This is a genomic window from Acinetobacter endophylla, from assembly GCF_053543775.1.
On record NZ_JBLVOM010000314.1, the window covers coordinates 1 to 12468 of the forward strand.

The 12468-nt window shown below is 43.5% G+C and carries 15 protein-coding genes; 6 read left to right on the forward strand and 9 right to left on the reverse strand.

Annotated elements, in window-relative coordinates:
• Both ACNPNW_RS17245 and ACNPNW_RS17250 read left to right on the forward strand, forming a co-directional pair.
• The coding region (locus ACNPNW_RS17245) for an IS1 family transposase (protein ID WP_448766626.1) at window positions 1–237 on the forward strand (237 nt) is incomplete at its 5' end.
• A 150-nt stretch (window positions 238–387) separates the two neighbouring features.
• The gene (locus tag ACNPNW_RS17250) at window positions 388–1266 is read left to right on the forward strand and encodes an EamA family transporter (protein ID WP_448767232.1); all 879 of its coding nucleotides are present in this window, start codon (window positions 388–390) and stop codon (window positions 1264–1266) included.
• Window positions 1267–1677: 411 nt separating this feature from the next.
• Here the strand turns inward: ACNPNW_RS17250 and ACNPNW_RS17255 are convergent, their stop codons facing one another.
• From ACNPNW_RS17255 to truB, 3 genes are all read right to left on the reverse strand, one after another.
• Window positions 1678–2145, reverse strand: a complete 468-nt coding sequence (locus ACNPNW_RS17255; protein ID WP_448767233.1) for a hemerythrin domain-containing protein — start codon at window positions 2143–2145, stop codon at window positions 1678–1680.
• Window positions 2146–2279: 134 nt separating this feature from the next.
• Complete coding sequence (locus ACNPNW_RS17260; protein WP_448767234.1) at window positions 2280–3044, reverse strand: sulfite exporter TauE/SafE family protein; 765 nt, start codon at window positions 3042–3044, stop codon at window positions 2280–2282.
• A gap of 12 nt (window positions 3045–3056) precedes the next feature.
• Entirely contained in the window at window positions 3057–3962 is a 906-nt protein-coding gene (gene truB / locus ACNPNW_RS17265) for a tRNA pseudouridine(55) synthase TruB (RefSeq protein ID WP_448767235.1), read from the reverse strand.
• 186 nt (window positions 3963–4148) lie between these two features.
• Here truB and ACNPNW_RS17270 point away from each other — a divergent pair, with 186 nt between their 5' ends.
• The 4 genes from ACNPNW_RS17270 (at window position 4149) to ACNPNW_RS17285 (ending at window position 8736) form a co-directional block, all read left to right on the forward strand.
• On the forward strand, window positions 4149–5177 hold the full coding sequence (locus ACNPNW_RS17270) for a lipase secretion chaperone (protein ID WP_448767236.1): 1029 nt from the start codon (window positions 4149–4151) through the stop codon (window positions 5175–5177).
• 390 nt (window positions 5178–5567) lie between these two features.
• Window positions 5568–6578, forward strand: coding sequence for an esterase/lipase family protein (locus tag ACNPNW_RS17275; RefSeq protein WP_005248304.1), 1011 nt, complete (start codon window positions 5568–5570; stop codon window positions 6576–6578).
• Between the two features lie 83 nt (window positions 6579–6661).
• A complete protein-coding gene (locus ACNPNW_RS17280) occupies window positions 6662–7633 on the forward strand; it encodes an esterase/lipase family protein (protein ID WP_448767237.1) in 972 nt (323 codons plus the stop codon).
• Window positions 7634–7767: 134 nt separating this feature from the next.
• On the forward strand, window positions 7768–8736 hold the full coding sequence (locus tag ACNPNW_RS17285) for an esterase/lipase family protein (RefSeq protein WP_448767238.1): 969 nt from the start codon (window positions 7768–7770) through the stop codon (window positions 8734–8736).
• A 522-nt stretch (window positions 8737–9258) separates the two neighbouring features.
• Here the strand turns inward: ACNPNW_RS17285 and rplS are convergent.
• From rplS to ACNPNW_RS17315, 6 genes are all read right to left on the reverse strand, one after another.
• Window positions 9259–9633, reverse strand: coding sequence for a 50S ribosomal protein L19 (rplS, locus tag ACNPNW_RS17290; RefSeq protein ID WP_005101283.1), 375 nt, complete (start codon window positions 9631–9633; stop codon window positions 9259–9261).
• 185 nt (window positions 9634–9818) lie between these two features.
• Window positions 9819–10553 carry a tRNA (guanosine(37)-N1)-methyltransferase TrmD gene (gene trmD, locus ACNPNW_RS17295; RefSeq protein WP_448767239.1) on the reverse strand — a complete coding sequence of 245 codons (735 nt, stop codon included), beginning with the start codon at window positions 10551–10553 and terminating at the stop codon, window positions 9819–9821.
• Between the two features lie 28 nt (window positions 10554–10581).
• Window positions 10582–11130, reverse strand: a complete 549-nt coding sequence (gene rimM, locus ACNPNW_RS17300) for a ribosome maturation factor RimM (RefSeq protein WP_004281200.1) — start codon at window positions 11128–11130, stop codon at window positions 10582–10584.
• Between the two features lie 30 nt (window positions 11131–11160).
• A complete protein-coding gene (gene rpsP, locus ACNPNW_RS17305) occupies window positions 11161–11418 on the reverse strand; it encodes a 30S ribosomal protein S16 (RefSeq protein ID WP_004281198.1) in 258 nt (85 codons plus the stop codon).
• A 142-nt stretch (window positions 11419–11560) separates the two neighbouring features.
• Window positions 11561–12022, reverse strand: a complete 462-nt coding sequence (locus tag ACNPNW_RS17310) for a type IV pilin protein (protein WP_448767240.1) — start codon at window positions 12020–12022, stop codon at window positions 11561–11563.
• The gene (locus tag ACNPNW_RS17315) at window positions 12016–12468 is read right to left on the reverse strand and encodes a type IV pilin protein (RefSeq protein ID WP_179997171.1); all 453 of its coding nucleotides are present in this window, start codon (window positions 12466–12468) and stop codon (window positions 12016–12018) included. The genes ACNPNW_RS17310 and ACNPNW_RS17315 overlap by 7 nt, the downstream gene beginning before the upstream one ends.

Below are 12468 nucleotides of genomic sequence, written 5' to 3' on the forward strand. Positions count from 1 at the left end.
GGTATTCACTACACCCGAATTGCAAGTGATCATTGGGACAGTTTCATCACTGCTTTTAAAAACTGCAAGCAAAGTATTGGTAAGTTTTTTACTGTAGGAATTGAAGGTAATAATTGCAAAATAAGGCATCGAATAAGGCGTGGTTTTAGAAGAAGTTGTAATTTCTCCAAAAAGCTTGAAAACCATTTTAAAGCCTTCGACTTAACCTTCTTTTACATCAATAATGGCTTCATTTAATGTCAGCATACTTTTTAAAACACCACCCAAAATTTAAGTTCGCCTCGGCAAAATATTTCCTTGCCCTACTCATTAAAAATTAACCAGTTTGCTATAATTTCACTTTCCCCTATTTCTCATTTTCACCCATTCTGGGTAGAAGCTGCTTCCATGCCAAACGCCCAACTCCTTGCCGTATTGTTCATGGTCTTATCCATGACCTCCTACCAGATCAGTGCATCTTTTGCCAAACAGCTGTTTAGTGTGCTGGATCCGGTCACTGTGACCATTTTAAGGCTGTGCTTTGCAGCAATGATTGTTGGGGTAATGTTTCGTTCCTGGAAAATCATTCAGCGGTTGCCTTTTTTGAAATGGCGGGATTTACTCTGCTATAGCGCCGCTTTAGGGGTCATGAATATTTTATTCTATCTGTCTCTGGGAAGATTACCGCAGGGAATTGCAGTCGGTCTGGAGTTTATTGGTCCTTTGGGTCTGGCCCTGCTCTCGATCAAACATCGTAGTGATTATATTTGGGTATTGATGGCCATTTTAGGCATTGCGTTAATGGTGCCATGGGGACAGGCCAATAGTAGTAATTTCGACCTTCTGGGCGCCGCCTGTGCTTTAGGTGCGGGTTTATGTTGGGCACTGTATATTTTCTTCGGGCAACGTGTAGTGCAGCAAAATATCGGCATGCATGCACTGACTATTGCGATCAGTATTTCAGCCTTATGCCTGTTACCAATCGGACTGTATAACAATGCTCCTGCCTTGATAGACACCCAGTATTGGGGCAAGGCAATTACTATTGCTGTACTGGCAACAGCCATTCCTTATGCTCTGGATTTAAAGGCACTTCAGCATTTGAATAAAACCAGCTATGGCACCCTGTCCAGCCTGTCTCCGGCTTTGGCTGCACTGGCCGGTTTTGTACTATTAGGCGAAAAAATTACGCTTCTTCAGGCCGTGGCACTGATCTGTATCATGCTAGCATCAGTCGGCGTGACTGTACGTGCCGCCCGTCAAGGATCGGGAGAAAAGAATACCTAAAAGGCTTATTGGAATTTGAACAACTAAATATATCTCATCATTAATCTCTTCACTTTATCCCTTTGATATAACTAAAAAAAATAGATGAATGGATAAAAATCCCATATCTCCAGATAAAAAGATGATCAGATGCCCTAGTTGCAATAAAGAGATTTTTGATACGCGAGTGTGGCAAGGATGCCACATGTTACCCATCACGACAGGACGTCGTGTATGGGTAACAAAAGACTTTTGCCTACTTTGGGTCTTTCCAAAGTAGGGAGATTGCCTACACAAAAGCATTTAAATTTTTAAGAAATGAGGCTGTACAATCATCTTCTTAAGCTAAACATGCATAACGATTAACTCAAACATCTAATTTGAGTTATAAGTTATGGAAAAGTAGCTAATCAAATGTCATCTTTTCGATGTTTAGTTTTGTACCAGCATATCTTTTTTCATGTCTTTATAACGCTGGTATTCATTCTTGTACTGCACTGCTAAAGCGCTCTTCTGCTTTTCATCCAGAATTTTACCGGCTTGCTGGAAGAAACCATGTTCCTCTTCTTTTAAGTGATGATGCACCTTTTCGGAAAGTTTTTTGGCCATGGCAATCCAGCCCGGATTACTCAATTCAGTTGCAGTTAATTCCTCGATCATTTCATCCATTTCATGATGTTCGGCCAAGGCATGACGTGTAATATTCAGACCCGAATCGGTCATCATCAAGGGGATATAAAAATAACGGTCTTCCGCAGCCTCATGCGCAAATAATTCATTTTTGAGTTGCTTGAACAGCTCGCGGCGTTCTGGTGTATCCCCGGAAGTCTGTAATAGTTTTTCTGCAAGATCACGCTGAATCTCATGACTCTCTCTTAATGCTTCAAAAATAGTCGTCATTCCGATATTTCTCCGATTGTTTTATTTTTCATATCATTGATTCTAGGAGATTTTCAGAACAGGTTCAGACGCAGTTTATACAGTGATTTGTTAAGAAATTTTAATATCGAGAATGATTTACATCGGGTTTATATCTATATAAACATCTGGTAGGCCATCCGGCAAATCAGCAGACTGACCAGAATCAGAAATAAAATCCGGATAAGGCCACTGCCATATTTAAATGCCAAACGGACCCCGACCAAGGAACCACAAATATTGGCCACCGCCATCATTGCCCCGACCATAAACAGCACATTGCCACTGGGAATAAAAAAGCTTAAGGCGGCCAGGTTGGTGGTGAAATTGGCAATTTTCGATAAGGCCGATGCATGCAGGAAGTCGACGCTTAAATAGCGAATAAAAAAGAAAATAAAAAAACTGCCGGTGCCCGGACCAAAGATACCATCATAAAAGCCTATCGCCAGACTGCCCAAAGTGGCCAGAATCAGCATTTTCCGATTCAGTTTTTGTTCGGTATGCACCTGGCCAAACTGTTTTTTCATTAAGGTATAGATTGTGATCACGATCAACATGACCAGCACAAAAGGCTTAAGGATCTCGACTGGAATTAGCGTAACACTGGCTGCACCCATAAAAGAACTGACAAAACTGCACAGTGCAATCACGCCCAAGAGCAGCCACGGCAGTTTTACCTGACGCAGATAGGAAAATGCCGCAGAAGCGGTGCCACAAATGGACGCGAGTTTATTGGTGCCAAAGACCGTAGCAGGCTGTAAATGCGGTAAACTCCCCATAATTGCCGGGATCTGGATCAGACCACCACCGCCTACGGCAGCATCAATCGCCCCTGCAAAAAATGCAAAGACAACCAGACTGATGATGATCTCAATTTCCATATATTGACTCGATTAGAGGTTCAGAACGCGTTTGGGTACCAGACGTTTTTTGTCAGTAATTTCAGCCAGACCCAGACATTTTTCACCATCAAAAACCAGCACCTGTTCAGCTGCTTCATGTTCGATATTGCTTTCCATGCCACGGCTAAAATATTCTGCACGACCTTCGGGTACCTGCACTTTTGGAAAATGATCAACCGGTGCATAGGCCGGCAACAACAGTGCATCACGCTCTGCTTCGCTCAGGCTTTCCAGATATTCAATGGTATAACTCGGGATCAAATCGAAATGACCGGTTTTGATGCGGTGCAGATAAGTTAGATGGCCATAAGTTCCCAGTGCTTTGGCAATATCTTCCCCCAAAACCCGGATATAAGTTCCTTTAGAACAGGTAATATCCAGCGTGATACTGTTCTCCGTAAAGGATAAAAGCTCAATCGCTAAAATTGTAATTGGACGTGCTTCACGTTCAATCTCGATACTTTTGCGCGCCAGTTCGTATAAAGGACGGCCTTCTTTTTTCAAGGCAGAATACATCGGCGGCACTTGCTGGATATCCCCGATAAACTGTGCCAATGTGTCCTGAATCAAGGCTTCCGAGAGTTCAGGAACTGCTTTTTCCAGAAGCACCTCGCCTTCCACATCACCCGTGGTGGTGCTATGTCCCAAAAATACGGTCGTCTGATAACGCTTGACCGAATCTAATAAATAATGCGAAAACTTGGTCGCCTCCCCCAAACACACGGGCAATAAACCGGATGCCAGCGGATCCAGCGCACCAGTATGGCCGGCTTTTTGTGCACGGTACAACCAGCGGACTCTTTGCAATGCAGCATTGGAACTGATGCCCAAAGGCTTATTGAGCAGGAAGACACCACTGAGATGACGACGCTGAATTTTAGGAGATGATGCTTTCATGGCAAAAAATCAGACATTTTATAAATTGGCGCCATGGTAAAACCCTGCGAGAGGATTTACAACTTTTCTATAGTCTCTAATGATTTTTATGGCATATTGAGCCGGCTTGAACATCTAAAAGCTTTAATATCTAAAAGCTTGAATATCTAAAAATAATGAAATAACGAGAAAATAGGTGCATAGGATATGCAGAAATATAAAATATGGATCATTCTGGCGTTGCTGGTGCTATGTATCCTCACACTGATCTTATGGCTGTCCCCAAAAGAAAATACCCAGGCAGATACCGGGACAAAAATGCCTTTAACTGAAACTCAGGCAGAGCAAACCGCATTCTTGGTCAATGGCCCTGCCAATGCAGCTTTCCCCAGTGCCAGCCAGCAAGATACCGAAATTAATTGTCAAATGCAGTTAGATACCAGCAACCGTCTGCTCGTGAATGAACAGACCCGCAACTGTTTTGAATATTTTATTACCCAGTTTGGTGAAAAAAATCTGCAGCAGATCCAGCAGGATTTTAAAGCCTATATTCGCCAGAATCATAAAGAACCGGCACTCTCGCAAATTCTGGATTTATGGGATCGTTATATCCAGTACCGTCAGAGTTTGGGCCAGCTCACTGCACCGGCCGGGCTGAATCAGGAAGATCCTGCCTATTATCGCAGTATCTATAACAGTACCCAGAATTTGCGCCAGCAATACTTTTCCAAGTATGAAATTGAGGGCTTGTTCGGCACAGAAGATGCCTATCATGAATATACCCTGGACCGGATGAGCATACTGGCAGACAAAAGCTTAACGGAAACTGAAAAAGCCCAAAAGCTCAAAGCACTGTTTCAGCAACTCCCGCAGGACTGGCAGGAAAATCTGGAACAACTGAATAAACTGGAAGACCTGCGCAAACTCACCGCTGATATTAAAGCCCGTGGCGGTTCCAGCGATGAAATCCGGCAAATGCGGATTAATCTGGTCGGTGCTGAAGCGACACAGCGTCTGGAACAACTGGATGTGCAACGCAGCGACTGGAAAAACCGGGTGACTGGCTATTTAGATGAACGGGATCAGATTACCCAGTCCGGCATGTCCGATACTGCAAAGCAGCAAGCGATTGCCCAGCTTCGCAGCAAACATTTTAATACACCGCAAGAACAGCTGCGGGTAGAAACCTTTGAACAGGTTCATGATCAGGGAGCCAAGCTGCCCTTTGCTGACTAAGCCTAAAAGCCATCACCTGTTGATGGCTTTTTTATAAATGCCCTTTTGATAACTTTATATTTTTTCTCAAAATGATCTTTTATAGTTGTTTCCAAATATTTCGTATTTACACAAAATAACTTAGAAAAATTATAATGATTTCAAAGACTTTTTATTTAAATACATCTGCAAATAAAACGCATACTTACAATGTAAATTCCTCCTGTCCTGCATGTCCCCAAATGACATGGTTTTAGACCTCTGAAATGAAAAAATACCGCTTCTTCAAAAGAAAAATTGCTCAGCCACTGAAGGCCTAAACTGTATTTTCATAGTCTGATTTGTGGCTTGCGACACTATACAAAAAGCAATGATTGCTTGAATAACGATAAAATTTAAAAAGGGACAGCTATGTATACTTTCAGCAAGACAGCCCAGTTACTGACTGTGGCTTTAGCGACTACTCTGGGATTCAGTTTTTCTGCACAGACTCAGGCTGCAGCGAGTGCAACACAAGTCATCGAAAAGAGCCGGTCTGACTATGCCAAGACCAAATATCCGATCCTGATGGTACATGGCTGGCTAGGCTGGTCACGCATTGGCACCGATAGTATCGGGCTGGATTACTGGTATCAGATTCTGCCGGATATGGCACGTAATGGTTCAACCGTGTTTGCTGCACAATTATCGCCGGCAAATACAACGATGCATCGCGGAGAACAACTAATCCATCAGGTTGAAGAGGTTCTGGCAATTACCGGAAAGCAAAAACTGAACTTGATTGGCCATTCCCATGGTGGACCAACAGTGCTGTATGTTGCAGCGACCCAGCCGCAGTATATCGCCTCTATTACCGGCGTTGCAGGAACCTACCATGGCTCCAAAGTGGCAGATGATATTCAGAACAATAGCCTGACGCGTACCGCCTTTAACATTTTAGGTGATTATATTATTGGTCCATTGATTGCACTGGGTCAGTTTAAGCCTGAACTGGAAATTGATTTTGATGCTTCCATGAAATCCCTGAGCCAGACCGGTTCAAATACTTTTAATGCCACAGTGGCACAGCAGGTGGTCAAAGATGGCGTATTGGCTTCTACAGAAAACTGCAATAAAAATTTAAAACAGAAAGATAGTAAAGGCATTCATTATTATTCATGGACGGGTGTGGCCCAAGCCACCAATGCCCTGGATATTGATACGATCCTGATGCAGCTCGGCCCTTTATCTTATGGCAGTAAAGACAATGATGGCATGGTTTCACGTTGTAGTGCGTTCATGGGCAAGGTGATTCATGACCAGTACAAACTCAATCATACGGACCTGGCCAATATGATGTTTGGTCTGAAAGGCGTGTTTGCACCAGATCCGGTCGCCCTCTACCGCCAGCATGCCAACCGACTCAAATTAGAAGGTTTATAACCCAGAGTGCCTATATTTCAGTTGAGATATAGGCTTTTTTTCTGGTTCTTTTTATTTAACCTATCATTGTTCTGGAAGCTGCAATGAAAAAAATAATCTATCACTTGAACCTTTTACTGTTAGTTTCCATATGGACTGGCCCTGTGCAAGCCGCGGCATTACAGCAATACAAAAGCAATTTTGTCCTCTCGAATTATGCCAGGACAAAATACCCGATGGTCTTTGTGCATGGTTTTGGTCTGGGTTTTAACCGGATTGGAACGGAGAGCATCGGTCTGGATTACTGGTATCAGATTCCCCAAGACCTGAGCCGGCATGGTGCATGGGTATTTTCTGCCGAATTGTCTGCTGTTGCATCCAATGAACTGCGTGGCGAACAGCTCTTGATGCAAATTGATGAAGTACTGGCACTGACAGGTCATAAGAAAGTCAATCTGATTGGGCATAGCCAAGGTGGCCCAACGATTCAATATATTGAGGGCATTACGCCGCATAAAGCTGCCTCTTTAACCGCCATTGCAGGCGCTATGCAAGGCACACCGGTTTTTGTCAATGCCGGCCAGACACCCCTCCTTGAGCCCTTTATTCAGGCCATCGGTACGATTCTGGGCCACAGCATGAATCTGGTCACGGGTAACCAGTATCCGGTCAGTATGATCGAGGCACTGGAAGCTATGAACCCAGAGGCGATTCAGGCTTTCAATATGAAATATGGCTCCTCTGCCATTCCCCAAAACTGTCAGACCCAAGGCAGCAAACTTACATCCAATGGAATTTACCACTATTCCTGGATGGGCAACCGGCAGGCAACCAATTCCTTGGATGCGATAGAGTCTACAGTCGTGACTTTAGGTAGCAGTTTCCTGAAAGGAGAAGCCAATGATGGTGCTCTACCGCTGTATAGCGGACGCTATGGCCAAATCATCCGTCAGGACTATGCCCATAACCACTTTGATGAAGTAAACCAGTTTTTTGGCATTTTGGGTCCTTTCGCGCAGGATCCGGTCGCACTCTATCGCCAACATGCCAACCGGCTCAAACTACAAGGCTTATAAATCGCTCATCTTTATAAATAGATCATCTTTATTAATTAAAAAAACTTAGGAAACTGAGTCCCTGCTACAGAGCGGAACTTTAGGCAACCGGATGAGGATCATCCTGTTAAAACAATAAAAGTGAGGAAAATATAATGAAATTCGGAGCATTAATCACCGGCCTACTGCTGGCGGGTACATGCCTCAGCACCCAGGCATCCACCCAAGCCAGTCAGATCACAGCAAAAGCCAGTTCACAATATGCTAAGACCCAATATCCGATTGTGTTCGCACATGGTATGGCGGGTTTCATCCGGGTCGGTACCGACCAGTTTGGACTGGATTACTGGTATCAGATTTTACCGGATCTGGCACGTAATGGCGGCAATGTCTGGGCAACACGTGTCTCACCTTTTAACTCATCGGAAATTCGGGGTGAACAGCTTTTAGAGCAAGTCAATGAAATTCTGGCGATTACCGGCACATCTAAAGTCAATCTGATTGGTCATTCGCATGGTGGCCCGACCATTCGTTATGTCGCAGGTGCGAGACCTGACCTGGTTGCTTCCCTGACTTCAGTCGGTGCTCCGCATAAAGGCTCTCCGATGGCAGACCTGATCCTTCAGGCAGAAGGCACACCGATACAAGGGCCTTTAGTCGGTGGCATCAACCTGGTGTCCAAGGCCATCACCTGGGCACAAGGGCTGGATCCGAACAGTTTCCCGCATGATTCTCTAGCCGGTGGTCGCAGCCTGACCTTGGCAGGATCCGCTCAATTCAACCAGAAATATCCGCTCGGTATGCCAACCACCGCCTGCGGTGAAGGTAAGGAAAAAGAAGGTGATATTCGTCATTATTCATTCACTGGTGTAGGTCAAGTCACCAACCCGCTCGATCCTGATTCAGCATTGAAAGTTACAGCTTTACTCATTGATGGTGGCAAGGAAAATGATGGTCTGGTCTCCCGCTGTAGTGCCAAATTCGGTAAAACAATTCGGGATAACTACAACTGGAACCATCTGGATGAAGTGAACCAGTTACTCGGGTTAAAAAATATCTTTGCTCCAGACCCAGTCGATGTTTATCGCCAGCATGCCAACCGCTTAAAACTGCAAGGTTTATAGAGCTACACAAGCCTCTATTCATCCAGAGGCTTTTTCTATCTTATTTTTCTCCAAATTTTTTCTTGAAATTTACTTGTTAATCATGATTAAACTGCATATAAAATATTCATCAAATATAAAAAGAACTGTGAAATAAAATAAATGCAGATACCTTCTATAGAAATCAAAAACAGATTTAAAAGAACCTGCCCCTGTTGCAAACGAAAAGTGATTAATCCTTTTCAATTTAAAAAATATGAGCCTTATTATTGTCCCTCTTGTCATCGACATATTATCGCAAATGTATGGATCAGTATTTTACTGGCTATCACACAATGTTTTATTTGCATTCAACTTTTTAATGCAGGATTCCAGTCTTGGGGATATTTTGTATTATTCCTGATGTTTATTCATAAAATTTTCTTGGATATTTTGGATGCCATGATCTTGCCTTTGCAGGAACATTTCGAATAAATCCAAATAAAAATCAGGCATAAAAAATGCGCCCAAAGGCGCATTTTTTCACTCGTATAAAACTTAAAATTAAGCTTTAGTTTTACGAGCTGGTAATTTTTCACGAATACGTGCAGCTTTACCAGACAATTCACGTAGGTAGTAAAGTTTAGCACGACGAACGTCACCACGACGTTTCACTTCGATACCAGCAACGATTGGAGAGTGAGTTTGGAATACACGCTCAACACCAACACCGCTAGAAATTTTACGTACTGTGAACGCAGAGTTCAAACCACGGTTTTTCTTAGCAATTACAACGCCTTCGAACGCCTGTAAACGCTCACGCTCGCCTTCTTTTACTTTAACTTGAACAATAACTGTATCACCTGGTGCAAAAGCAGGGATGTCTTGTTTCAATTGTGCGTTTTCAATTACTTGAACTAAAGGATGCTTACCGCTCATGGGGTATCTCCAATATGTGCGAGTCAGAAGAGGTCTGATCATCGCTGGGTATAGAGGCTAAAGCGCATACACCCGATTATCTTTCCCTTTATGGTTGACCATCTCAACCATAAAGAGCCTATTAAAGAATACTTAAATGATTTTAAGTACTTGCTTGAAGATAGAAATGATTACTCATTAATATCTTACAAATCTTTTAGCCATTTTTTCTGCTGCTTGGTCAGCTCGACTCTTTCCACCAACTCTGGGCGGCGTTCAAGTGTACGCTGATATCGCTGCAAAAACCGCCATTTTTCAATATTGGCATGATGCCCGGACTTTAACACCTCAGGCACATCCAAACCTTCAAAATGATCTGGCTTGGTATATTGTGGGCAATCTAGAAGACCATCCACAAATGAGTCTTGCACGTGTGACTGTTCATCAGACATGGCACCTGGAAGTCTCCGGATAATACTGTCCAATAAAACCATCGCAGGAAGCTCACCACCCGATAAGACATAATCTCCAATTGACCATTCCTGATCAACATATTGCTGGATCAAACGTTCATCGACGCCTTCATAACGTCCGCACAGTACGATGATTCCGTCATATTTGACAAAATCCTGTACCGCAGTTTCGTTTAAGGTCTTTCCTTGCGGTGACATATACACCACAGGAACCTGAACTGCACCTGCTTGCGTTGCAAGCTCTTTGGCATGCTGGATTGCTTTTGCCAAAGGCTCAGCCATCATCACCATACCCGGACCACCGCCGAATGGACGTTCATCCACCCGTTTATAGTTGCCCGTCGCATAATCGCGAGGATTGATGCAATGAATTTGCATCAACTCACGTTTTGCTGCGCGCCCGCTAATCCCATAGGCTGTAATCGCTTCAAACATTTCAGGAAAAAGCGTAATGACTGCAAAAAACATCGCAGACTCCCGTATTTCCGAAAAATTCTTAGTAGTCTACGCCCCAATTGACGTAGATACGACCAGCTTCAAGATCAACGCGTTGCACCACATCTTTATGCCATGGGATCATTCGCTCTTCGCCATCGATGCTGTCGGCAGTTGCGCGAACCACCATCACATCGTTAGCACCTGTCTCAAACAGCTCAAAAATTTGACCGAGATTGACTTCTTGCTCTTCATCGTCCAGACCTAACACAGTTAGACCTTTTAAATCAGACCAATAGTACTCATCTACGCCTGCTTGAGGCAGTTGCGATTTAGAGATCCAGACATTGGAGCCAACCAGTTCGTCTGCACCAGTGCGATCACTCACACCTTTCAGCGAAACAACCAGGCCTTTACCATGTGGTTTCCAACGTTTTACATCGACAATTTGCCAACCTGCTTTGGTCTCAATGTACCAAGGCAGATAGTCAAATATGTTGCTCATAGGTTCTGTATTGGAATAGACCCAGAGCCACCCATTTAATCCATATGCTGAACGCAACTGTCCAATCTGAATACGATCTTCGGGAACATTCTGTGTTGGTGTCATGGGCAAGCTACTACCTAATTTATATAAAAATTATGCAGCAACTGCAGCTTTTTTAGCTTGAGCAGCTAAAGAAGCAACACGATCAGAAGGTTGAGCACCTTGAGAAACCCAGTGAGCAAAACGGTCAGCATCTAAACGAAGTTTTTCTGCTTTACCTTGAGCTGTAGGGTTGAAGAAACCGATACGTTCGATGAAACGACCATCACGTGCATTACGGCTATCAGTCACAATGATTTGATAGAACGGACGTTTTTTAGCACCACCGCGTGCAAGACGAATAACAACCATGATAGAACCTTATAGTTTTTACGGATTATTCATGTACCGACCACCGGAACACTTCAAACCCCTTTCATAGAGGGCAGTATTTTACGTGAATTTTGCCCTGAATGAAAGATCAAAACGTATTTATCCGCAGGTTTGAATTTATTTATTTGCCGTCCCAGTTGGAAGTTGCGGATGGAACACAAGCCGTACCGCTATTGTTATCAGAACCTTTAGTCCAACAACGCTGCCCACGATGATTTAATACCAAATGACCATCCGTACTTTGTGATCCTGTTGGTGTTGCAGTTAAAGTCCAACTACCAAGCCCCTGATCTGATAATGCAATCGTATATAAAGGCGTTCCTGATGAAGGTATTTGGTTCGTCACACCAACATCTGCTAACGTAACAAAACTGCCATCTGCTTTTTCAAAGCTAAAACGAGCAATTTTATACTTCTGCAACCTACTCGCAATATCCATCATTGTACTTTGCGCATCTATTCTTTTCGCTCTCCGCACTGAGTCTTGGTATGATGGATAGGCTATTGCGGCCAAAATAGCGATAACTGCCACTACAATCATCAATTCGATGAGCGTAAATCCAGAGAAGTGTTTTTTCACCATGTCTCACTCCCTGTCGCCTCTGTTCCACAACCTGTGAATGTCACATTGCTGCTGGTTTTATTTTTACAACGAATTCCATTACTACTCATTAAGAATGTAAAGTTTCGACCATCATTGTGCACAGCACGTATTACCCAACTCGTTCCACTTGCTGCTGCAACCGTAAGAGCTGGATTTCCCGTAGCACCATCTCTAACCACAAAAGTATAGTTTTGAACAGTATTTGGAGTAAGATTAAAACCTAAATAATTAAAATTACGCGATTTCCAACGTTCAAGCTCACTTGCTAAACGCTGCACTTCCTGCTGTGCTTGTGCTGCGTTAGCTCTACGTGCATATTCCTGATAACTTGGAATAGCGATTGCTGCAATAATTGCAACAATCACCACCACAACCATCAGCTCAATTAAGGTAAAACCTTTTTGGATAGATAATGTGTTGTTCAT

What these genes read in the sequence shown, in the direction of transcription:
- ACNPNW_RS17250 (WP_448767232.1), top strand. Translation starts at nt 388, where the DNA reads ATGCCAAACGCCCAACTCCTTGCCGTATTGTTCATGGTCTTATCCATG.
- ACNPNW_RS17255 (WP_448767233.1), bottom strand. Translation starts at nt 2,145, where the DNA reads ATGACGACTATTTTTGAAGCATTAAGAGAGAGTCATGAGATTCAGCGT.
- ACNPNW_RS17260 (WP_448767234.1), bottom strand. Translation starts at nt 3,044, where the DNA reads ATGGAAATTGAGATCATCATCAGTCTGGTTGTCTTTGCATTTTTTGCA.
- truB (WP_448767235.1), bottom strand. Translation starts at nt 3,962, where the DNA reads ATGAAAGCATCATCTCCTAAAATTCAGCGTCGTCATCTCAGTGGTGTC.
- ACNPNW_RS17270 (WP_448767236.1), top strand. Translation starts at nt 4,149, where the DNA reads ATGCAGAAATATAAAATATGGATCATTCTGGCGTTGCTGGTGCTATGT.
- ACNPNW_RS17275 (WP_005248304.1), top strand. Translation starts at nt 5,568, where the DNA reads ATGTATACTTTCAGCAAGACAGCCCAGTTACTGACTGTGGCTTTAGCG.
- ACNPNW_RS17280 (WP_448767237.1), top strand. Translation starts at nt 6,662, where the DNA reads ATGAAAAAAATAATCTATCACTTGAACCTTTTACTGTTAGTTTCCATA.
- ACNPNW_RS17285 (WP_448767238.1), top strand. Translation starts at nt 7,768, where the DNA reads ATGAAATTCGGAGCATTAATCACCGGCCTACTGCTGGCGGGTACATGC.
- rplS (WP_005101283.1), bottom strand. Translation starts at nt 9,633, where the DNA reads ATGAGCGGTAAGCATCCTTTAGTTCAAGTAATTGAAAACGCACAATTG.
- trmD (WP_448767239.1), bottom strand. Translation starts at nt 10,553, where the DNA reads ATGTTTTTTGCAGTCATTACGCTTTTTCCTGAAATGTTTGAAGCGATT.
- rimM (WP_004281200.1), bottom strand. Translation starts at nt 11,130, where the DNA reads ATGACACCAACACAGAATGTTCCCGAAGATCGTATTCAGATTGGACAG.
- rpsP (WP_004281198.1), bottom strand. Translation starts at nt 11,418, where the DNA reads ATGGTTGTTATTCGTCTTGCACGCGGTGGTGCTAAAAAACGTCCGTTC.
- ACNPNW_RS17310 (WP_448767240.1), bottom strand. Translation starts at nt 12,022, where the DNA reads ATGGTGAAAAAACACTTCTCTGGATTTACGCTCATCGAATTGATGATT.
- ACNPNW_RS17315 (WP_179997171.1), bottom strand. Translation starts at nt 12,468, where the DNA reads ATGAACAACACATTATCTATCCAAAAAGGTTTTACCTTAATTGAGCTG.